We start from the raw sequence: 21,841 nt of genomic DNA, 5'->3' as shown, positions 1-21,841 counted from the left end.
GGCCCTTCGTATCCTGAGCTGTGGCCCTGGGCCGGGAACTGTTGTCGAACAGGATTTGGAGTGGTGACTGTGAAGCTGATCGGTGTGATCGGTGGCGGCACGATGGGCGCGGGCATTGCCGAGGTATGCGCCAAGGCCGGAAGTGAGGTCCTGGTCCTCGAGACGAAGCAGGAGCTGGTCGAAGCCGCGCAGCAGCGGGTCGCCGCGTCGATCTCGCGCGGTGTGAGCAAGGGCAGGATCAGCCAGGAGGACGCCGACGCGGCGATCGCGCGCGTGCGGGTGACGCTGGACATCGACGACTTCGCCGATCGTGATCTGGTGGTGGAGGCGGCTCCGGAGATCGAAGCGCTGAAGTACGAAATCTTCGGCAAGCTCGACAAGATCGTCAAGCCCGCCGGAATTCTGGCCACCAACACCTCCTCGATTCCGGTGATCAAGGTCGCGGGCGCGACCCAGCGTCCGGAGCAGGTGCTGGGCATGCACTTCTTCAACCCGGTCCCGGTGATGCCGCTGGTGGAGATCATCTCGACGCTGGTCACCTCGCCGGAAACCGCCGCCGCGGTCACCGATTACGCGAAGAACACGCTGAACAAGACCACCGTGCAGGCCGGTGACCGGTCCGGGTTCATCGTCAACGCGCTGCTGATCCCGTACCTGTGTCAGGCGGTGCGGATGCTCGAATCGGGCTACGCGTCGGCCGAGGACATCGACGACGCGATGAAGGGCGGCTGCGGTTACCCGATGGGCCCGCTGACGCTGCTGGACACCGTCGGCCTGGATATCGCGCTGGCCGCGTCGGAGTCGCTGTACGCCGAATTCGCCGAACCGCACTACGCGCCTCCGGCCCTGTTGCGCCGCATGGTCGACGCCGGTCGCCTGGGTCGCAAGACCGGTCGCGGGTTCTACAACTACAGCTAGACGAGCGGGCGGGCCCGAGGAGGGCCCGCCTCACTTCGTGTCGTCTCCCGTCCACCGAGTGAACAGATCTGCCCGGCAGAGTCGGTGTGGATTCCGGTTGGCCCGAAACCGTTGAGCAGTAGACGAATGCTCGTGATACGGGTCGGTCTCAGTCGAGGTGGCGCAGGTCGGGCCACAGCTGGGCCCAGGTGCCGCGGGGCTGGGTGCACAGGTAGATGGCGGCGTGCTGAGCGGTCTCCTGATCGGTCAGCCCGTCCGGCAGCGTCAGGGGTGCGACCTCGGTGACCCGGGACCAGAAGCGGTGAAGGTAGGTGGTGTTCCACTGGCCCACGCACAGGACGGTGTCGGGTGTGCCCGGCGGCGGACCCCAGAGCAGGTAGTTGTTGTGGCCGCTGAGCACCGTTCGGTGCAGTCCGGCCGCGGGGCCCAGGATGCTCACCGCGCCGGCCTCCCCGTAGTTGCTGGCGAAGATGGGGGCCTCGGCGGGCAATGGCGCTGCGGCACGGGCGATCTGGTCGACGAATCCGGGCCAGCCGTAGGTCTCCATGGCCTGCGGGTTGACCGGCCGCAACGCGGTCTCCGCGCGGGGCGGGAGCACCGGCAGGCCGATCACGATCGCGAGTACCGCGGATACGGCCACCGCGAGCGGCCAGCGCCGACGTCCGGGCGTGAGCCGCTCGACCCGTACCGCCCCGGCCGCGAACAGTCCGGCCAGCACCGGGGCGGCGTAGTAGACCTTGCCGCCGCTGACGGTGAACAGCAGCAGGACTACGACCGAGGCCGCCGGCAGCCAGCGGTGTTCCCGTCCGTCATGTGAAATCAGTTGGCGCACACCGGAATACCACAGAACGATCAACGGCGGACCGGCCAGCAGCAAGACCAGTGTCGGGATCTGGGTCAGCGCACCGAGCGGGCCGCCCTGCTGGTCGGCCAGCGCCTGCGCCATGTGCAGATTCGCCCACTGATGCCGCGCGTCCCAGATGATGTTCGGCACCGCGATCAGGATCGCCAGCACCCCGGCCAGCCAGGGGCCGCGACCGCGCAGCGCATCCCGTCGGAACGCCAGCAGGCCCACGACGATGCCGATCAGCAGCACCGCGAGAGTGTCCTTGGTCTGCAATCCGATACCGGCCACCAGCCCCGCGGCGAGCCAGGCACGGGTCGTGCCCAACCGCAGGGCCCTGGCCGTCAGTACGAGTACCGCCACCCAGCCCAGCTGATCGAGCACCGTGGTGCCGAACAGCATCGAAGCCGCCACGAACACCGGGCACGCGGCGACCGCCGCCGCGGTCAGGGTCTGCGCACGCCGCCGACCGCCGAATTCGGCGGCCAGTACGGAAGCCAGTAGGACACAACCGATCTGCGCTGCGATCGCCAGCAGTCGCAGCGGCAGCACCCCGCCGGGCAGATCGGCGGCCAGCCGCGCCAGCAGCGGGGCCAACGGCGGCTGATCGACATAACCCCAGTCCGGATGCCTGCCGCACAGGACGTAGTAGAACTCGTCGCGATGCCAGCCGAAGCGTGTGGCCACCAGCAGATGCGCGATCGCCGCCACCGCCGCGATCACGAACACCGGCCGTCGAGCGATCGGCGGCCGTCCGCGATTCTCGGATCGACCAGGCGGAACAGGATTCTCCGCCATGTCTGCCCGGTCGCTCTGGGTCATGGCCCACTCCTCGAGTGATCGGCTCGAACGCAGTCGCCGGAACGAATGCGATCCTGCCGCAGCTGACGGACCGTTCTGCGGCTGGTCGGGTGGCCGAGCATCGTCGAGCGGGATCGGATGCGCCGACGACGCCGCGTGAAATATACAGTCACACAGCGTCACTGCTACCGCGAAGTGTTACCGGCCACGGAGAACCGCCGAAATCCGTACTCCGGGACACCCATTGGCCGTCACGCTCACCCGAGAGGCGGTACACATGCATCGTCCGCAGCGACGGGCAGGCGTGCTCGACGGCTACGCCGGACGACATCCCGCTGAACTGGCGTGCCGTCCGCGCCGGACCGGCCGCACAGGAGGTGTGCGGCCGTGGGAGTGAAGGCGAATTACTGCGACTCGGCCTCGCGGCGTGCGCGGCGGGCCGCACCGACGGCGCGTTTGGCGATGGCCCAGCGGTGTACTTCCGAGGGGCCGTCGTAGATGCGGAACGGGCGTACTTCCCGCGAGAGTCGCGCCAGCGGCAGATCTCCGGATACGCCCAGGCCGCCGCACATCTGCACGCTGCGATCGACGATCCGGAAGATCGCTTCCGCGGCAAAGGTTTTCGCGATGGAGGTGGCGTTGGCGGCGGGCTCGCCTCGATCGAGTTCCCAGCACGCCCGGGTGAGCAGTGCGCGGGTGGCCGCGATATCGATCTCGTTGTCGGCGATCATCTTCTGGATCATGCCCAGATCGCCCAGCCGCGATCCGAAGCCCTGTCGCTCGGCCACATGCGCTACCGCGACGTCGTGGCCACGGCGAGCCGCGCCCAGCCAGCGCATCACATGCGTCATCCGGGCCGGGCCCAAGCGCACCTGCGCGTATTCGAAACCACGGTCGACCGCACCCAGCACCGCCGAATCCGGGACCAGCACGTCGTCGAAGAACACCTCGCAGTGGCCGCCGATCATCGACTTGTCCAAGGTCTCGATGTGGCGTTCCACGCGGATGCCGGGAGTGTCGGCCGGGGCCAGGAACATCGTCGCCCCGCCGCGCTCGCCCGGCTCACCGGTGGTGCGGGCCATGATGATGAAGAAACCCGCGCCGTCGGCGCCGGTGATGAACCACTTGTGGCCGTTGATCCGCCAGCCGCCCTCCGCGCGCACCGCGCGGGTGGCCAGGGCCGAGGGGTCCGAACCCGCACCGGGAGCCGGTTCGGTCATCGCGAACGCCGAACGGACGTCGCCGCGGGCGAGGGGTTCGAGGAACTGCTGTTTCTGCTCGGGATCGGCGATGTGGGCGAGCATGTGCACATTGCCCTCGTCGGGCGCCGCGATATTCAGGGCGGTCGGGCCGAACAGTGAGTATCCGGCCTCCTCGAAGACCGGCGCCCGATCCGACATGCCCAGACCGTGGCCGCCGTACTCGACCGGCGCATGCGGTGCGAAGACGCCCGCGTCGCGGGCGGCCTGCTGCATCTCGACCCGGTTCGCGTCCCCGCCCGCCGCGGCGATGTCGCCGCCGTGCGCGTCCTCGATCGGCAGGATCGTGGTGCGGACGAATTCGCGCGTGCGCTCGGCCAGTTCGCGAATTTCGGCTGGGTGGGACAGATCGATCGCCACAGTCACTCCTCACCTGTCGGCCCGAACGTACGCTCGGCTGGGGTTCGTAGGAACATTGCCATGCAGCGATTACCTCTGTCAAAAGCGAGGATGTGCGGACTTCGAGTGTTCGGATATCCTGAACAAATGGATTCCGGGGACCGTTCCGCAGACGATATCGGCGCTCGGCTGCGAGCCGCGCGGACCGCGGCCGGTATCTCCCTGCGTGAGACCGCGCGCCGCATCGGCGTCAGCCCGGCCACCCTCAGCGCCATCGAGAACGGCCGGACCGGCGTGTCGGTACCGCGGCTGCGAACTCTGGCGAAGGAGTTGGGCACGACCGTGCCGCTGCTGATCGGTGAGCGGGATTCCGCACCGCGGCCCGATCGTCCCGAACGAGGCCGCACGATGACCGTCGCCGAGCGATCCGACCGCAATTGGCGTGAATTCCCGCCGCTGCCCACCGATCCGGTGCTTGAGGCGGCCGTCGATTCGTTCGTGGAGACGGGGTACCACGGTGCGACGATGCGTTCGATCGCGGACCGGGCGGGGATGAGTGTGCCCGGTGTCTACCATCACTACCCCGACAAGCAGCAGTTGCTGGTGCGAGCCTTCGATCTGACCATGGACGAGTTGCACTGGCGGGTACCGGCCGCACGCGGGCAGGGCCGGACACCGGTCGATCGGCTGGCGTATACCGTCGAGGCCCTCGCGCTGTTCCACACCCACCGCAGGAAGCTGGCATTCATCGGCGCCAGCGAGATGCGCAGCCTGACCGCACCGAACCGCAGACGAATCACCGCTTCCCGCAACGAGATCCAATATCAACTCGATGCGGCGATCGCCGAGGCCGCCGATGCACACGGCCCGGCCGACGACCGGATTCACATCGCGGGCCGCGCGATCGCGACCATGTGTACCGCACTGCCGCAATGGTTTCGGCTCGACGGGTCCGTTACGCCGGAGCAACTCGCCACGCGCTATGCCGATTTCGCGCTACGGCTGATCGGACTCGAAACATCCCAACCGTGAGCTCCGGTATGGCGATCGGCGATGATCCGATCTCAGCGCACCTCGGTGGCTGTCGATCGGGGGGCGTTCAGTACGCGGGACCACTGCGCGCGTACCGGGCCGGTGTCGTACCGAGGATCCGTTTGAAGTGCCGGGTCAGATGCGGCTGGTCGTGAAAACCCGTGGCGGCAGCCACATCTCGCGTCGGCATGCCGCGCAGTAGCAGTGGCCGGGCCAGATCGACCCGCCGCGCGATCAGGTACCGGTGGGGTGGCATGCCGAACTCGCGGCCGAAGGCGCGGATCAGGTGGGTGGGGTCGGCATGGAGTTCGGCTGCGGCCTCCTCAAGGGAAACACCCTGCGCAACATGGGAATCGAGCAGATCTCGGAGGCGGTGCGCGAGTCCGGGATCGGCGTGCCGAGCTGGTGGATCGATCCCCTGCAACAAGGTGTCGAGGCGATCGTGGATGAGTGTGAGACGTCCGGCGGCCTCGAATTCCTCACCCGGAGTGGCGAGTACGGCATGCAGCTGGCGGATGCGCAGGTGCAGTAGCGGATCGGCGAACGTCGGTGTGTCGACCGCGGAGCCGATCATCGTCTCGGGCAGGTGATCGGTGTCGAGGTAGAGAACCCGCTTGCGGAATCCGTGCGCGGTCGCGGCCTGACCGTTGTGCGGGACGTGCGGCGGCAGCAGCGAGACCGCCGAACCCAGCACGCCGTATTCGTGCCGGTCCAGGTCGTAGCGGACCGCGCCCTCGTCGACGATGAGCAGAGTCCACGCGTCATGCGCGTGCATCGGATAGACGTGCTCGACGAATCGGGCATGGAACACCTCGACGATGCCCGGAACCCGGGGTTGCCAGGCCCGGACCTCCTCGACTGCGCCGGCAACCATGCCAGAATCGTACAAGCCTTCGCGGACCCGACCGGCGCAGAGTCGTCGCATGGAGAATGTGCGTTTCGATACCAAGATCGCGGTCCTGCTGCGCGACGACCTGCCGGTGTGGCAGCGGTTGAATGTGACGTCCTTCCTGGTCAGCGGGCTGGGGACGATGCTGCCCGAGGTGATCGGCGAACCGTACGAGGATGCCGACGGCACCGCGTACCTGCCGATGTTCCGGCAGCCGGTCCTCGTCTTCGAGGCCGGCAAGGAGACGCTGCAGTCCGCGCACTCGAAGGCGCTCGCGCGCGGACTGCACACGGCGGTGTTCACCTCGGACCTGTTCGCCACCGGCCACGACGCCGCCAACCGAGCCGCGGTGCGCGCGGTCGGCACGGATTCGCTCGACCTGGTCGGACTCGCCGTCTACGGACCGCGCAACGTCGTGGACAAGGTGAGCAAGGGCGCGCGTATGCATCCGTGAGTCGTGAGTCGTGAGTCGTGAGTCGTGAGTCGTGAGTCGTGAGCCGTGAGCCGTGAGCGGGCGCGTCGGTTGGACTGCTGACGAGGACCGGCGATGACGGGTCGCGTGAGGTGAGTGGAGGCCGTGCATCGGTTGTGACGTGGGTGTTTCCGGGGGCCGTCCGGGATGCGGCGTGACGGGTCACTAAGATGCATCTTGTGTCTATGACGTATTCATCCGCTGAGCGGGCCTATCGAGAGGTCAAGGAGCGGATCCTGGGCGGTGCGCTGCCCGGTGGCGAATTGATCAGCGAGGGGGAGGTCGCGGCCGATCTGGGAACCTCGCGCACTCCGGTGCGCGAGGCATTTCTGCGGCTGGAGGCGGAAGGGTGGATGCGGCTGTATCCCAAGCGCGGTGCGCTGGTGGTGCCGGTGCCGCCGGGGGAGGCCGAACATGTCGCGCACGCTCGGTACGTCGTGGAGACGGCCGCGGTCCGGGCGCTGGCCACCCTCGACCGGACCGCGCTGCTGGCGGAGTTGCGCTCGGTGATCGAATCGCAGCGTGAGCTTGCTGCGGCGGGGGATCTGGAGCAGTTCGCGGCCCTGGACACCGAATTCCACCGCGGGGCCGTGGCCGCCGCGGGCAATCCGCTCCTGACCGGGTTCTACGACTCGTTGCGGGAGCGGCAGCGCCGAATGAACAGCCTTGCGGTGCAACGCCGTTCGGGTAATGCGGCGCAGATCGTGGCGGAGCACGCACGCCTGGCCGATGCGATCGAGTCCGGTGACGCCGACGGCTTCGCCGTGCTACTCGTCGAGCATCTGTCCGGGGTGCACCAGTTGGAATTGCGGGGTTTGTGATGACGAGTTCGGTGGTCGAGGTCGAGCGCGCGCCCGATGTGGTCGCCGCGCCGCGGGCCTGGCGGGGCGTGGGTGCGGCGATGTTCGTGATCGCCTGGGGCGGTAACGAATTCACGCCGCTGCTGGTGATGTACAAGAACCACGGGCTGTCGGTCACCACGGTGGACGTCCTGCTGTTCGACTACGTGCTGGGCATCGTGCCCGCCCTGCTGATCGGTGGCCCGCTCTCGGATCGGTTCGGACGGCGCAGGCTCATGCGTCCGGCGCCGTTCATCGCCGCGGCGGCGTCGTTGCTGCTGGCCGTGGGGGCCGATTCGGTGGCGCTGCTGTCGGTCGGCCGGGTGCTCTCGGGGGTGGCGCTGGGGCTGGCGATGGCCGTGGGCGGTAGCTGGGTCAAGGAGTTGTCGCAGCCGCCGTACTCGTCGTCGGCGGCGGTCGGGACCGGTGCGCGGCGTTCGGCGATGAGTCTGACCGCGGGATTCGCACTCGGCGCGGGTGTGGCCGGAGTGCTGGCGCAGTGGGCGCCGTGGCCGCATTCGCTGGCGTATCTGGTGAATGTCGCGCTGTGCGTGGTGGGCGCGGCCTGGGTGATGCGTGTTCCGGAAACCGTGGTGCGGCAATCGAATCCGGGGCGTCTGCGGGACGATCTGCGTATTCCCTCGCCCGGACACCATCGGTTCCTGGGCGTCGCGCTGCCGGTGGCGGTGTGGGTGTTCGCTTCGGTCGGCACGGCCTACGCGGTCCTGCCGACGCTGTTGGCCGGAAAGGCGCACAGCCTGCAGATCGGCTTCTCGGCGCTGCTCACGGTGTTGACCCTGGGCTGCGGATTCCTGATCCAGTCGGTGGCCCGGCGGATCGATCGTCCCGGGGTGGCGCGGATCGCGGCGCTCGCGCTGGTGCTGGTCACGGCCGGAATGGTGCTCGCGGCGGTCGCGGCGACCACACTGACGCTCTGGATCGCACTGGTCGCGGCGGCGGTGCTGGGTGCCGGGAACGGCATCGGACTGGTCGCCGGGTTGCAAGAGGTCGAGCGCATCGCCGAACCGCAGGATCTGGCGGGGCTGACCGCGGTCTTCTATTCGGTCTGTTACATCGGCTTCGGCCTGCCCGCTCTGCTGGCCCTGCTGAATCAGACCACCGGGCTCGGCTATCCGGTGATGCTCGTGGCCGGGGCGCTGGTCGCACTGGCCTGCCTGACAGTGGTGCTGCGAAACTACCGTGCGAAGCTCGAAATCAGCTGAGCCCCAAGGATATCCGGCCACAAACCGGAGAAGAGAGCGGCCGGGCGCGCGGCGTGATGGACGCCGCGAGCCCGGCCGTTGCGCAATGGCAGCCGGTGGCTAGCCGGCGCTGCCGGTGGGTGCGCCGCCGGTGACGGTGACCGTCGTGGGCGCCGTGGACGAGGTGTAGTCGTGTGAGCCCAGCGGCGGGGTGTGGTACGCGCAGAACGCTTGCGCGTGGATCGGGCCGTTCGGCAGATTCCGGATCGAGACGGTGATCGTCCGGCCGGGACCGGCGTACGAGTCCTGGCCGCCGCTGCCGAAGACGGTCTTGTTGTCGGTGTCGGTCGCCCAGCACACGGTGCCCTGCTGGGTGTTCTTGTTGTGCACGGTCGCGGTGACCGTGCCCGGTCCGGACGCCGTGAACTGCACGTCCGGCGCCGCCAACGCGGGTGCGGCCGAGGCCGCGGGCATCACGAGTACCGCGAACGCCGCGGGGGTCGCGACTGCCACGGCTGCTGCCACACGTGTCCATGCTGGTCGTCGCATCTGTGTAATCCTTTGTTCGGATCGACCTTCCGGGGACATTGTTGCCCAATCCGCTCGCTCACGCTGACGGAAAGGTCGGCTCATACGGTTCGCCACTGCGGGCGGCTCGAGCCGCGAGGCACCAGCGGCGGGTCCGGCCAGGCGGGGGCGGTGTGCGAGAAACGCACCGGCGGAGCGAGCATGTGCACGTCGCCCAGCGGGCTCGCGGCGTCGTAGGCGGCGGGGTCGAGCAGCGTGTGCCGGTCGGCCGAGCCCGCGTCGGCCGGATCGACCAGGCCGAGCGTTCGATACCACATCGCGGTGCGGGTGAGGTTGACCGTGACATGCCACGAACCGCCCTCGGTACTGCGTTTCACGAGTGCGGCCAGTGCGCCGATGGCCCCCATGTAGCCGGTGATGAAATCGTTGATCATGCCGGTGACGGGGAGTTTCGGATGCTCGTCGCCGCCCTCGATGCTCATCAGGCCCGAGGCGGCCGAGCCGTTCATGTCGAAGCCGCCGCGGGCCCGCCACGGGCCTTCGGAGCCGTAGCAGGTGACCGAGACGACGATGATCCCCGGATAGCGGGCCGCGAGCTGCGCCGGATCCAGGCCGAGCCGCTCGAGTTTGTCGCCGCGATGGTTGTTGACCACGATGTGCGCATCCGCCAGCAGCCGCTCGGCGCGTTCGCGGCCGGAGTCGGTATTCAGGTCGACGTAGGCGCTGCGGGAGCCGACATTGGCCTCGGCATAGATGAAATCGTGCTCGTAGTCGTTGGGGCGGGTGGCGCACAGCACGTCCGCACCCTGTTCGGCGAGGGTGCGCCCGACGGTCGGACCGGCGATGGCGTGGGTGAAGGACAGTACCCGGATGTCATCCAAAGGCCGTGCGGCCGAACCGAAGTCGGCTACCGGTGCGTCCGCGATGCGCTGTAGTCCGATCACCGGCCGGGTGGCCAGCAGCGCGCCCTGCGGGTGTGCGAGCCATTCCTCCGGGGTCCGCGCCACACACAGCGGGAGCCCGGCCGCGTTCGCGGCCTCCTCGAGTTCGAAGGCGTCGCGTGCGGCGAACGCCGCGGCGACCTTCGCGTAATCCGGTGGGACGTCCAGGAATCGGCACCATTTCGCCGCCAGATGCGGGTACACCCCCGAGGCCATCACGGTGCGACCGTCAGCGGTGCGATACGGCGCGAGCAGGAACGGATTGTCCGCGACCAGCGGGAACGGCGGCAGCTCACCGGCGAGGGTGGGATGCCAGAACGCGTGCGGGGTGATGCCGTGCACGGCCTGGCGCAGGTCCAGGTGCAGATCCTGCGCGGGCCCACCGCGCCGACGATGCACCGCGACCGCGCCGACGGCCGCACCCATCAGCGGAATGCCGATGGACGCGCCCAGCCGATGTCGCGCCGCGAGAATCGGATCCTGTCCCTCGAAGTCGACCGCACCCCCGGCGTCGGCTGCCGACAATCCGGTACTCGCGAGGAGATCGTCCAGCGCGGCGAGGTGATCGAGCTCGCCCTCGTCGGCAACCGGTCGATGTTCGATGGTCATGGCGTCTCCTGCCGGTTCGGGGATCTATCGGCTTGTGTCGCTTGATATTTCGGTCATGAGACGGGCAGCTGTGGGCCGAGGTCAGTGAATGGCTGCGTGCATGAGGTAGACGTTGTAGTGCCGCCATTCGGACAGGGTGAAGTACAGGTCGTTGCCGGTGGACCAGGGGTGCATGAAGCCGCCGTATCCCGAGGGGTAGTCCGCGGTGCTCAGCAGGGTGGCGGGGGCGGACCACAGGCCCTGCGGGGTGGTGGATCGACGCAGCACCAGAACGTTGTTGTCCGCGTCGAGGTAGCTCATCTCCCAGCGGCCCGCGGCGGTGTCGTAGCGGACCGACAGCTCCCCGGCGATGCCGGACATGATCGGGCTGGCCGACAGTTCCATCCCCGTGCCGCCCGGTGAGGGCGCCTGGAGGGTGGGTCGCCAGAAGCCATCGATCCAATATTGGTATGCCGATTTGTTCAGCACGTCGGCCTGCGGGACGCGGGCGAGGGCGATGGTGCCGAAACGTCCGTTGGGTGTGCCGAACATGTAGACGTATCCGTCGTGCGGCGCCATCGCCACCACCTGGAACTGGCCCTGACCGAAGACGTTGTCCCACCGGACGTGCTCGTCGTCCACCCAGGTCTGCCCGCCGTCGTCGGAATAGGCGAGGCCGCCGTAGTTGGTCCACCAGCGACTCGGCTTCTTGGACCAGCGCGCCACCGACATATAGCTCAGGTACTGCCGGTCACCCAGCGCGAAACCGGACGTCGGGATGACGGTGATCTCGAAGTTGTTCACCTTGTAACTGCCGAGCACCTCGGTGGCGTGACACGGCGCGTCGGAGACCATGGTGTCGATCTTCATCCCGTGCGCGAGATCGTGATCGGAGCTGAAGCCCAGGACATTGCTGCGCCAGTCCCCGCCGCTGGGCCCGCCGTCCTGGAATCCGGTGCCGAACGTGTCGCCGAAGGCGACGGCGACCCGGCCCGGTGCGGATTCCCACATCAGGCCCAGATCGGTGTCGTTCACCTGCCAGCGCACATCGGTGCGGTTCTGCGATCCGGGTCCGGTCAGCTGCGTCACGGGGTAGACGTCCCCGATCCGGAACGGCTCGAGCGCGTGCGTGACGGGTGCTGGTTGCACCGGCGGGTGAACCACGGGCGGAAGTGGTTGCGGGCGTGGGCCGGTGACGTCCGGGCCGAGCAGTGTGACGGGCAGCGGGATCACCTCCGGCTGCGGGACGATCTGCAGCTTCGGCAGCTGCCACGGGGTCGGGGGTGCGGAACTGGCCGGGGGTGTGGTGCTGGGCGGCGTGGTGGTCGGCGACGTCGTGGTCGCCGGCTTCGGCGGACCTTCGGGCCAGGTCGGCGTGCCCGGCGGGATCGGATACGAGGTCCGCGTGCGCCCACCGGCCAGTTGCGGGCACGGATTGGCGCACAGATCGGCCGGGAGCGCCGCCGGTGCGATCCGGGTGTTGTGCACCTGCTTGGGAATCTTCACCGGCGTGATCTTGGGCTGCACCACCTGAACCTGGATGGTCGGCGGCTGTGCCGGTGCGGGTGGCGGGACCGGGACGGCCGGATTCGGCGTGCGGGCCTGCGGATCCAAACCGGCTTCGCCACAGGCGTTCACGGGCGCGGGCGCCCACGGCAGCGGGGCGGCGGCGCCGGGCTGCGCGGTGGTCACGGTCATCACGATCACCGCAGCGGCAACGGTAGCGTCTCGCAGCACCCGGTCGGCTCCTCGCAGGGTTTCACAATCCAGTTCTCACCACAGACCTTAATCCGTATGCACGCGCGGCGCGCCCACACCACCGGGCGACCGGAACAGGTATGGGCTCGCGCTGCGCACAACCCTTGTCGCAGGCCGGGCATGCGGCCATAGTTCGTCGATACGACGTGTTCCCTACGGTTGCAAAGGAGCTGGGATGATCCTGATCGTTCCGCTGACCCGGCGCCGCACCGTCGATCTGATGCGCCTGGCCTCGGCCGGCTGTCGCGGCTGATCGTCGGCGCCGGTCCGGCGCCGCACCCACCGCATCGGTATGTCCCGTGGCGTACCGCTGGTTCAGTAGATCCGTAACACGCTGTATCACAGGCGTATTCAGTGAAAGTTCCACCTCATGCTGTTCCGATTACGGCGATCGCGCATGGTGCGCGCCCTCGCCTGCACTCTGGCCGTCCCACTCGCCGTCGCCGCGCTGAGCGCGTGCGGCACCCACGGGGTGAGCACCACCGCGGACGGTAAGACCGTCCTGCGGTATCAGGGTTCCACCGGCACCGTCACGCCCTTCGAGCTGGCCGCGGATCTGGGGTACTTCGCCGAGACCCGGCTGCAATGGCAGGGAGACACCACCAGCGGTCCGGCGAATATCCAGGCCGCGGCCACGCAACAGCTCGAATTCGGCAGCGCGTTCAACGGCGCCGTGGTCAAACTGATCGCCGGTGGGGCGCCGGTCACCTCGGTGCTCAGCTCCTACGGGGCCGACGAGCAGTCCTACACCGGTTATTTCGTGCGCGACGACTCCGGGATCGCGACCGCGCGGGACCTGATCGGCAAGAAGGTCGGCGTCAACACTCTCGGCGCGCACCACGAATTCATCACCCGCGAGTGGTTGCACGAGCAGGGACTGAGCGACCCGGAGATCGCCCGGGTCCAACTCGTGGTGCTGCCGCCGGCCAGCACCGAGGAGGCATTGCGCACGGGGCAGATCGACGTGGCCGCCCTGCAGGGGGTATTCCTGGAAACCGCCGTCGCTCGCGGCGGAATTCACACGCTCTACACCGACAAGAATCTGTTCGGTCAATTCGATTACGGCACATACGTGTTCCGCAACGACTTCATTCAGCGGCATGCGGACGCGGTCGGGGATTTCGTGCAGGGCACCGCCCGCGCGATCCGCTGGCTGCAGGTGACGCCGCGAGATCAGGTGGTGGCACGTTTCGCCGACATCATCCACAAGCGCGGCCGCAACGAGAACAGCGGCCTGCTGAAGTACTACAAGAGTTCCGGCATTCCCGTTCCCGGAGCGGTGATCGCGGACAAGGAACTGCAGATCTGGATCGACTGGCTGGTGCGCAATCACCAGTTGACGGCGGGCAAGGTCACCGCGAAGGACATCTACACCAACAAGTTCAATCCCTATGCCAACGGTACATATCCGCCGATCAGCGGACCCGGCGGCGAGAAGGTGGCCAAATGAGCACATCGGCGAAACTCGTGCTGAGCGGAGTGCGCAAGGAGTTCCGGGTTCGTGGCACGCGGGAGAATTTCACCGCGCTCGACGATATCGGGCTGGAACTGAACGACGGTGAATTCCTCGTGCTGGTCGGTCCCAGCGGTTCGGGTAAATCGACGCTGCTGGATCTGGTGGGTGGTCTGAGCAAGCCCAGCGCCGGGCAGTTGCTGCTGGACGGGCGGCCGATCACCGGGCCCGGTCTGGATCGTGGCATCGTCTTCCAGCAGTACGCGCTGCTGCCGTGGCGCACCGCGCGGGGCAATATCGAATTCGGCCTCGAGGCCAAGGGGATTCGCCGTCGGGAGCGTCGCTCGATCGCGGAGCACTACCTGCAACTGGTGGGGCTCGAGGGGTTCGGAGATCGCTATCCGCACGAGTTGTCCGGCGGTATGAAGCAGCGCGTGGCCATCGCTCGCAGCCTGGCGTTCGACCCGGAAGTGCTGCTGATGGACGAGCCGTTCGCCGCACTCGACGCCCAGACGCGGGAGACGTTGCAGGACGAACTGCTACGGATCTGGCGTAGCACCGGCAAGACCATTCTGTTCATCACCCACGGCATCGACGAGGCGGTGTACCTGGGCCAGCGCGTCGCGGTGCTGACCTCGCGCCCGGCTCGGGTCAAGGCCGTCGTCGAGGTCGATCTCGATCGTTCGGACGATCCGGGCCGCGACACCGAGACGGACATCCGCTCCTCCGAGCGGTTCCGGGAAATCCGCCACCACATCTGGACGCTGCTGCACACCGAGGTCACGCGGGCCGAACAGCTCGCCGACGCCGCGGCGTCCCCGCAGGGAACCGACCGGAGGTCCGCACATGTCTAGTGCACTGTCCAGCGCCGACCAGGCGCTCGATATACAGCAGCTCGCCGCATCCACGCCGGACGAAATCGCCCGGCTCGGCACAGCACCGACTACGGATTCCGTTGTCGGACAACAGCATCCGGATGCGCTGCGATCCGGCGGCGTGGATCCCGCTGCGGCACGAGCCGATGCCGCCGCACCAGGCGGGTATACCGCTGTGCGGCTGGCGCGTGCGATCGGCCGGATCGCGTGGCGGTTCGGCAAACCACTGGTCGCGATCGCGCTGTTCCTGGCGTTGTGGGAGATCGCGCCGCGGATAGGGCTGGTCGACCCGGTGTTCCTGCCGCCGTTCTCCACGGTCGCGCAGTCGTTCGCGGAGCTGGTCCGGAACGGGCAGATGTGGGAGCACGTCTCCGCCAGCCTCGGTCGGTCACTCGTCGGTTTCGCGCTTGCCGTGGTCGCCGCGGTGCCCGTGGGCGTGGCCATCGCCTGGTACCGGCCGGTGGCCGAGTTCCTCGGACCGATCCTGGAACTGTTCCGCAACACCGCCGCCCTGGCGCTGCTGCCGGTGTTCGTGCTGATCCTCGGCATCGGCGAGACCTCCAAGGTCGCACTGGTGCTGTACGCGGCGTTCTTCCCGATCCTGCTCAATACGATCACCGGTGTCCGCACGGTCGACCCGCTGCTGGTGAAATCCGCTACGTCGCTGGGGTTCTCCTCGGTGCGGCTGTTCCAGAAGGTGATCCTGCCCGCGGCGCTGCCCGCGATCTTCACCGGTCTGCGCATGGCCGCCTCCAGCTCGATCCTGGTGCTGATCGCCGCCGAAATGATCGGCGCCCGAGCCGGACTCGGCTATCTGATCACCGCGGCCCAGCAGAACTTCCAGATCCCCGACATGTATTCCGGCATCATCGCCATCTCTCTGGTGGGGCTGGTGTTCAACGGCGTACTCCTGGCGGTCGAACGCCGACTCTCGCGCTGGCGCCCCGGTTCCGGTCAGTAAACACCGAAGGATTCACATCGATGTCGCACTCCGGCAAGACCTTTCACATCAACGCCTTTCTGATGGGCGTCGGCCACCACGAGGCCGCCTGGCGGCATCCGCGCACCGAGGAACATCGGCTGCTGGACGTCGAGCACTTCCGGGAGCTGGGCCGCATCGCCGAACGCGGGCGGCTGGACTCGGTGTTCTTCGCCGACAACCTGGCCGTGGGCCCGCGCATCGAGCGCAACGCGCCGGCGGTGTTCGAGCCGATCACCCTGCTGTCGGCGATCGCCACGGCGACCGAGCACGTCGGGCTGATCGCGACCGCGTCGACCAGTTACAACGAACCGTTCAATCTGGCACGCAAATTCACCTCGCTCGATCACATCAGCCACGGCCGGGCGGGGTGGAATATCGTCACCTCCGGAAATGCCGAGGAGGCGTACAACTTCGGATACGACGCCATTCCCGAACATGCCCGGCGCTACGAGCGCGCGGAGGAGTTCCTCGATGTCGCGCTGAATCTCTGGGACAGTTGGGAATCCGATGCGCTAGAGCTTCGAACCACCTCCGGCGTCTTCGCCGATCCGGACAAGGTGCACCGGATCGATTACAGCGGTGAGCGATTCCGGGTGCGCGGCCCGCTGAATTCGCCGCGCAGTCCGCAGGGGCGTCCGTTGCTGGTGCAGGCCGGATCGTCCGAGAGCGGAAAGGAATTCGCCGCCCGGCACGCCGAGGCGGTGTTCACCGCACAGCGCACCCTGGAGGAGGGCCGCCGCTTCTACCAGGATCTGAAGTCCCGGCTGCCCCGGTACGGCCGGTCGCCGGAGGAGCTGAAGGTGCTGCCCGGTCTGGTGCCGTTCATCGCCGACACCGCCGAGCAGGCGCGGGCGCTGGAACAGGAGTTCACCGATCTGATCTCGCCCGATTACGCCCTGCGGCAGCTGTCGAGCATGCTCGGTGTCGACCTGACCGAACACGCACTCGACGCACCGCTGCCCCCGCTGCCCGCCGAGAGCGACATCCAGGGCGGCAAGAGCAGATTCACCCTCGTGAAGGAACTCGCCGAACGCGAGGATCTCACCGTCCGGCAGTTGATCGGCAAACTCGGCGGCGGCCGCGGACATCGCACCTTCGCCGGAACCCCGGAGCAGATCGCCGACGAACTGCAATCCTGGTTCGAGGGCGGTGCGGCCGACGGGTTCAACATCATGCCCCCATACCTGCCCGGCGGCCTCACCGATTTCGTCGACCGCGTAGTCCCGATCCTCCAGCAGCGCGGCCTGTTCCGAACCGAATACACCGCCACCACACTGCGCGGCCACTACGGATTGCCGCCCGTCGAAAGCCGCTTCACCCCGATCCCGACCGCCGCCGGTGCCTGATACCGGCCTCGCTCCTGCGGGCGGGACCATTCGCGCGCGGCACCGTGCGCGGTGCCCGTGCCAATCGACGGCACGCACTGCCGATCGATCGCTCAGCGGTTCGTCGGTGTCAGGTTCCGACGAACCGGAAACGTGGATCCCGACTGCGGGCGATGCGGCGGTTCACATCGAGCGGCGGAGGTCGGCGAGAAATGCGTCGGCGTCGCGATGCGATCGGATGCGGACGAATTCGATGTGCCGGTAAGCCGGGTCGTCCTGCGCGGCCTCGCAACGTATTCGGTTGGTGGGATGTGATTTCCAGGACCAGACGATGATCGACCGTTGCGGATCGAGCGAGATGAGATCTCGCCAACTCTCCCGGTTGCCGTTCCACAGCGTGCGCCGGGTGAGTACCCGGCCGAGCGTCCGCAGGACGGTCTGCCGCAGAACCAGGGTTCGCGGCAGATCGAACCAGATCACGGTATCGGCGCTGCGCCACAGCAGATCTCCGAGTTTGCCGTTGTAGTTGCCGTCGGCCACCCATGCCCGGCCGGTGATCTGCTCGGCGACCGCGGCGCGGAATTCGTTCTCGGGCATCGGAATCCATCCCGGTTGATGGTGGATGGCGTCGAGTTCGATGTGCGGTATGTCCAGTTGCCGGGAGATCCGTCGGGCCAGTGTGGTTTTACCCGATCCGGACGTCCCGGCCACCACGATCCGTCGTCGGGTCACCATCGGTTTGCCCGGCCGAACCGGGCACGTTTGCGGAACGCCGAAGCGGGCCGCCGTGGATCGCGGCTGCTCGCGGCATCGGATCTGTGCATGTGTCCCCTTCGGTGCGTGCCGAATCGGCTGGACTGTCGTGGCTCGTCACCTCGTACAGAGGGTATCGCGGCGAGATGCGCAACCGCACTGGGTAATCGCCGGGCACGACTTTGCAGCGGCACTTCATCGACCGGGAATCAACCTGGACGGCCTCGGATTTCCTACCGAGGCCGGTCGGGATCGCGAAGGTGCCGACCGGGGAAAGCTTGGCGGACAGGTGGTTCGGGTCAGGCGCAGTCGCTGTCGAGGCGGTTCGTGTCGTGTGCGGCGGGCAGGCTCAGGGGTGTTGCGGGGGTGGGGTGTCTGCCCATGCGGGCGACCAGGGCCGAGTGTAGGTACCACAGGCCGGTGGTCTGGGATGGGTCGAAACCGGTCAGGCCCGCGATGCGGCGGAGGCGGTAGTCGACGGTGTTGGGGTGGACGTCCAGTAGGCGGGCGGTGCGGACGCGGCTGAGGTTGGCGGCGATGTAGATCCGCAGGGTTTCCAGGAGATCGGGGTGTTCGTCCAGGGGGGTGAGCTGGGTTTCGAGTGCGTCGCGGGCGATTCCGGGGCGGGTCAGCTGGTATTGCAGGGCCAGTTCGGTGAATCGGTACAGGCCGGGGCCCAGGCCCAGATGTTGCACGGTGTCCAGTAGTTCGTGGGCCAGATGGGCGGCGGCGGGGACCTCGTGCGGGCAGGCGGTGACGACCGTGACGGTGATCGGTGTCTGGGCCGCGCGGGACAGCTCGCCGACCAAGCCCTCGAGCTCGGAATCGGTTGCGGCCGTGGACGGTACGAGAACGGTGCCGCCGTCGACGGACAGCAGGGACAGCGCCTCGCCCGTGAGGACGGTCGCCAGCTCGGCCTGTACCCGACGCAGCTTGCGCCGGGCGACGACCTGGCGGTCCAGATGCGGGCGGGACTCGTCGGGATGGGCCGCCAAGCCCAGAGCCAGGACGAAATACCGGTCGGCGACCGGCAATTCGCGTGCCCCGGCCGTCGCGGTACTGGTTCCGGCGAGCAGCGCGGAGGTCAGGCTGTGCGCTGCGGTTTGCTGTTCGGCGGCCTCGGCGCGACGCTCGCGCACGTACGCCATGCCGACCGCGGCGGTGAACACTTTCGACAGTTCGAGGATCGTCATGGTGGCGGTATGCACGCCGCCACAGTTCGCGGGACTGGTGCGCGCGAACATCTGGTCCAGTACCACGGTGGACCCCGTGCGAATCGCGGACAACACCGCATCGATGGGTATGTCGGCGCGGGCGCATCCGGCCGCGGCGTTCTCCAGTCGTTCGGCGGGGCAGGGGAGCGGACCGCCGTTCATGCCCTGGATCATCAACTCGGCGCAGGCCCGCACGACGTTCTTGATATCCGCGGCGATGAACTGCTCGGACTGCTCGGAGATTTCGGCGGATTCGGCGAGCCGGGCCAGCACGATGCGGGTGAGTGTGTCTACTTCGCGCACCGACGGGGACATCGGCTGTTTCAGAGCATGCGGTTCGAGGCGGGCGAGGCTGTCGATCGTCACGTGTGACCTCCTGTCACCGTCGTCCCCGCGCCGATTGCACGCGGGGCGGGCATCCGGTCGGTCGGCTGCTTTGCTGTTACCGAGCGTCTGCCCTATCGAAGACGGTAATCCGAGCGGTAGCTCACCTTCTACTCCTCTTCGGGTAATTCTCAGCGGGTGCTAATTACGTCGCCTACCAGCGCATATGGCAGTGGATGGACGGTCTTGCGGAGTGGCGGTGACCCCGATAGATGGCAGAGTGCTCACCTTTGGCCTCTGCCGGGTGTCCAGTGGCGCGCGGGAACGATCGGCGGCGTGTCACGCGGCCTGTGCGGCGAGCTGGGCCTCGCACCAGGCCGCGATCATCTGGGCGGTCATGGTGATGGCCTCGTGCCGCTCGGTGCTGTCCACCTCGAGCGCCGAGGCCCGCAGCACGGCGGCGAAACAGGTGTTCATCAGCACGAAGCTGGTCATGTCGTAACGGTGATCGTCACCGGGACCGAGGATCTGGATGACCATAACCTTCACCAGCAACCGCAGTCGCGGCTCGAACTCGGGAATTCCGCTGTTGTAGAACTGGACTCCGGCCACCAGGGCCCGCACCAGCCGGGCGTTGTCCACCAACTCGTCGGTGATGACCTCGAGGATGCGGGTCACCTGTTCCAGGATGGACCGATCGGACAGTCCCAGCGCATGCTGCGTGAGCCGCTGTTCGACGCTCTCCAGCAGACGGCGCAACAACTCCTCGACGATGACCGCGCGATCGGAGAAATAGCGGTAGACGGTGCCGATGCTGATCCCGGCCTCGGCGGCGATCCGGTTGGTGGAGGTGTCGGCGATACCGCGCTCGCCGAACAGCCGGGCGGCGGTGTCCAGGATGAGTTCCCTGGTCGCCCTGGCGCGTTCCTGGGTCGGACGGCGACGCTGGCCAACAGATTTCGGCGGCATCGCTACCCTCCTGCCTGCGATGGGAAAAGATGAGCAGCGCTCAGCTTAGACCGGCTCGGGTTGCCGAGATCGGGAAAATTGCGAAGAGTGTGGCGCACCCGCGCGTCGCGGCGCGGGTGAGGGAGGTTCGGACAATGGGTGCTCGGGTGCCGAAAGGCCGTCTGGCGCGCGGCGGCAAACTGGGCAGGCTGGCCGCGGAACAGACCATCCGCGGGGTGGGCACGCGGTTGTCGATGCTGGGCCGCACCGAGCAGGCCCGGCAGGTCCTGGCCGAACGCTCCACCCTGCAGGCGGCGCAGCAGCTGGTCACGGTACTCGGCGGGTTGCGCGGTGCGGCAATGAAATTGGGGCAGATGCTCTCGGTGCTGGACGTCGATCTGCTGCCCGCCGAACATCGGGAGATGTTCCGCGGCAAGCTCGCCGAGCTGCGCGACCACGCGCCGGAGGTGCCGTTCGACCGGATGCGGACGGTCATCGAGGACGATCTGGGTCCGTTGTCGCGAGTGTTCGCCGATTTCGACGAGACCGCCGTCGCCGCGGCCTCGATCGGACAGGTCTACCGAGCCAGGTTGCGTGATGGCCGGGAGGTCGCGGTCAAGGTCAAATATCCGGGCGTGGACGAGGCCGTCGAGGCGGACATGCGCAATCTGGCGATGTTCAGCAGGCTCTGGAAGTCCATTCTGCCGAGCGCGGCCGACGGTGACGTACTGGACGAGATCGCCCGCAACATCGGCAGTGAACTCGACTATCCCCGCGAGGCCCGCAATCAGCATCGCGTGGCGCAGCGCTATCGCGGCCACCCGTACATCACCGTGCCGGACAGCATCGAAGAGTATTGCGGGCCAAGCGTTCTGGTCACCGAATTCGTGGACGGCCGGTCCTTCGACCGGCTCCGGGACCTGCCCGACGCCGAGCGCGACCGGCTCGGCGAGCTGATCTATCGCTTCTACATCGATCCGGTGTTCACCGATTACGAATTCTGCGGCGACCCGCATCCGGGCAATATCCTGCTCGGCGCCGACGGGCGCCTGGCCTTCGTGGATTTCGGGCTCTACCACAGCATGGACCCCGCACACGTCGAGCTCGAGCGCGCGGCACTGCAGGCCGCGGCCGAACATCGCGGCCAGGATCTGTACGACGGGTGGGCGAGCCGGGGGATCATCGATCCGGATTCGGATGTGACCGTGCGGGAATGCCTGGATTATGTCTGGGCCGCGACCGGCTGGCATCTGCTCGACGAGCAGATCACCCTCGATCCCGAATTCGCCACCGGCGCGGTGGTTCTGGCGGTCGATCCGCGCTCGGCGGAGTTCCGCGGCATGCGCAGTCAGCGGCTGCCTCCCGAACACGTGTTCTCGCGCCGGGTGGATCTGTTCACCCTGGCCGCGCTGGGGCAGCTGCACTGTACGAACAACTGGCACCGGCTGGCGCGGGAGTGGATGTACCGCGAACCGCCCGTGACCGAGATCGGCCGTGCGATCGCGCGCTGGCAGGACTCGCGCTGATCTCCGCGCGACCGGCACGGGCGCGGGTGGC

19 protein-coding genes are annotated in these 21,841 nt (G+C 67.7%); 10 read left to right on the top strand and 9 right to left on the bottom strand.

Annotated elements, in window-relative coordinates; translation table 11 throughout:
- Positions 1-69: 69 nt before the first annotated feature.
- Positions 70-918 (top strand): 3-hydroxybutyryl-CoA dehydrogenase, encoded by an 849-nt coding sequence (locus K7711_RS30045; protein ID WP_222973201.1) that lies wholly within the window; start codon positions 70-72, stop codon positions 916-918.
- 148 nt (positions 919-1,066) lie between these two features.
- Here the strand turns inward: K7711_RS30045 and K7711_RS30040 are convergent, their stop codons facing one another.
- Entirely contained in the window at positions 1,067-2,584 is a 1,518-nt protein-coding gene (locus K7711_RS30040; protein WP_235747977.1) for a glycosyltransferase family 39 protein, read from the bottom strand.
- A gap of 383 nt (positions 2,585-2,967) precedes the next feature.
- Positions 2,968-4,182 carry an acyl-CoA dehydrogenase family protein gene (locus tag K7711_RS30035; protein ID WP_222972888.1) on the bottom strand — a complete coding sequence of 405 codons (1,215 nt, stop codon included), beginning with the start codon at positions 4,180-4,182 and terminating at the stop codon, positions 2,968-2,970.
- Between the two features lie 126 nt (positions 4,183-4,308).
- On the opposite strand from K7711_RS30035, the gene K7711_RS30030 reads away from it, so the two are divergent.
- Entirely contained in the window at positions 4,309-5,193 is an 885-nt protein-coding gene (locus tag K7711_RS30030) for a TetR-type transcription factor C-terminal domain-containing protein (RefSeq protein WP_222972886.1), read from the top strand.
- A gap of 67 nt (positions 5,194-5,260) precedes the next feature.
- On the opposite strand, the gene K7711_RS30025 is transcribed toward K7711_RS30030, so the two are convergent.
- Entirely contained in the window at positions 5,261-6,067 is an 807-nt protein-coding gene (locus tag K7711_RS30025; protein ID WP_222972884.1) for a helix-turn-helix domain-containing protein, read from the bottom strand.
- Positions 6,068-6,116: 49 nt separating this feature from the next.
- Between K7711_RS30025 and K7711_RS30020 the strand changes: the two genes are divergently transcribed.
- The 3 genes from K7711_RS30020 to K7711_RS30010 all read left to right on the top strand — a co-directional run bounded on the left by K7711_RS30020 (position 6,117) and on the right by K7711_RS30010 (position 8,616).
- Positions 6,117-6,536, top strand: a complete 420-nt coding sequence (locus K7711_RS30020; protein ID WP_222972882.1) for a DUF2000 domain-containing protein — start codon at positions 6,117-6,119, stop codon at positions 6,534-6,536.
- 203 nt (positions 6,537-6,739) lie between these two features.
- Complete coding sequence (locus tag K7711_RS30015; RefSeq protein WP_222972880.1) at positions 6,740-7,375, top strand: GntR family transcriptional regulator; 636 nt, start codon at positions 6,740-6,742, stop codon at positions 7,373-7,375.
- On the top strand, positions 7,375-8,616 hold the full coding sequence (locus tag K7711_RS30010) for an MFS transporter (RefSeq protein WP_222972878.1): 1,242 nt from the start codon (positions 7,375-7,377) through the stop codon (positions 8,614-8,616). Before K7711_RS30015 ends, K7711_RS30010 begins: the two co-directional genes overlap by 1 nt.
- 99 nt (positions 8,617-8,715) lie before the next feature.
- Here the strand turns inward: K7711_RS30010 and K7711_RS30005 are convergent, their stop codons facing one another.
- From K7711_RS30005 to K7711_RS29995, 3 genes are all read right to left on the bottom strand, one after another.
- Positions 8,716-9,144 (bottom strand): hypothetical protein, encoded by a 429-nt coding sequence (locus K7711_RS30005; RefSeq protein ID WP_157186311.1) that lies wholly within the window; start codon positions 9,142-9,144, stop codon positions 8,716-8,718.
- An 80-nt stretch (positions 9,145-9,224) separates the two neighbouring features.
- On the bottom strand, positions 9,225-10,673 hold the full coding sequence (locus tag K7711_RS30000) for a CoA transferase (protein ID WP_222972877.1): 1,449 nt from the start codon (positions 10,671-10,673) through the stop codon (positions 9,225-9,227).
- Positions 10,674-10,754: 81 nt separating this feature from the next.
- Entirely contained in the window at positions 10,755-12,389 is a 1,635-nt protein-coding gene (locus K7711_RS29995; RefSeq protein WP_308015017.1) for a glycoside hydrolase family 183 protein, read from the bottom strand.
- A gap of 418 nt (positions 12,390-12,807) precedes the next feature.
- Here K7711_RS29995 and K7711_RS29990 point away from each other — a divergent pair, with 418 nt between their 5' ends.
- Genes K7711_RS29990 through K7711_RS29975 form a run of 4 tightly spaced genes read left to right on the top strand, consistent with a single transcriptional unit; the run spans position 12,808 to position 17,066 of the window.
- Complete coding sequence (locus K7711_RS29990) at positions 12,808-13,860, top strand: ABC transporter substrate-binding protein (protein WP_235747976.1); 1,053 nt, start codon at positions 12,808-12,810, stop codon at positions 13,858-13,860.
- Entirely contained in the window at positions 13,857-14,717 is an 861-nt protein-coding gene (locus tag K7711_RS29985) for an ABC transporter ATP-binding protein (protein ID WP_222972872.1), read from the top strand. The genes K7711_RS29990 and K7711_RS29985 overlap by 4 nt, the downstream gene beginning before the upstream one ends.
- The gene (locus tag K7711_RS29980; protein ID WP_222972870.1) at positions 14,710-15,699 is read left to right on the top strand and encodes an ABC transporter permease; all 990 of its coding nucleotides are present in this window, start codon (positions 14,710-14,712) and stop codon (positions 15,697-15,699) included. The genes K7711_RS29985 and K7711_RS29980 overlap by 8 nt, the downstream gene beginning before the upstream one ends.
- A 20-nt stretch (positions 15,700-15,719) precedes the next feature.
- On the top strand, positions 15,720-17,066 hold the full coding sequence (locus tag K7711_RS29975) for an LLM class flavin-dependent oxidoreductase (RefSeq protein WP_222972868.1): 1,347 nt from the start codon (positions 15,720-15,722) through the stop codon (positions 17,064-17,066).
- A gap of 162 nt (positions 17,067-17,228) precedes the next feature.
- Here K7711_RS29975 and K7711_RS29970 read toward each other — a convergent pair whose 3' ends face one another.
- The 3 genes from K7711_RS29970 to K7711_RS29960 form a co-directional block, all read right to left on the bottom strand.
- Entirely contained in the window at positions 17,229-17,780 is a 552-nt protein-coding gene (locus K7711_RS29970) for a P-loop NTPase family protein (protein ID WP_222972866.1), read from the bottom strand.
- A 317-nt stretch (positions 17,781-18,097) separates the two neighbouring features.
- Positions 18,098-19,378, bottom strand: coding sequence for a PucR family transcriptional regulator (locus K7711_RS29965; RefSeq protein WP_308015016.1), 1,281 nt, complete (start codon positions 19,376-19,378; stop codon positions 18,098-18,100).
- 297 nt (positions 19,379-19,675) lie between these two features.
- Positions 19,676-20,305 (bottom strand): TetR/AcrR family transcriptional regulator, encoded by a 630-nt coding sequence (locus K7711_RS29960; RefSeq protein WP_222972864.1) that lies wholly within the window; start codon positions 20,303-20,305, stop codon positions 19,676-19,678.
- A gap of 134 nt (positions 20,306-20,439) precedes the next feature.
- Here K7711_RS29960 and K7711_RS29955 point away from each other — a divergent pair, with 134 nt between their 5' ends.
- On the top strand, positions 20,440-21,810 hold the full coding sequence (locus tag K7711_RS29955; protein WP_222972862.1) for an ABC1 kinase family protein: 1,371 nt from the start codon (positions 20,440-20,442) through the stop codon (positions 21,808-21,810).
- The last annotated feature ends 31 nt before the right edge of the window (positions 21,811-21,841 follow it).

It is taken from the genome of Nocardia coffeae, assembly GCF_019890715.1.
Taxonomy (GTDB): domain Bacteria; phylum Actinomycetota; class Actinomycetes; order Mycobacteriales; family Mycobacteriaceae; genus Nocardia; species Nocardia jiangxiensis.
This window is presented reverse-complemented; position numbering and strand designations above follow the sequence as displayed.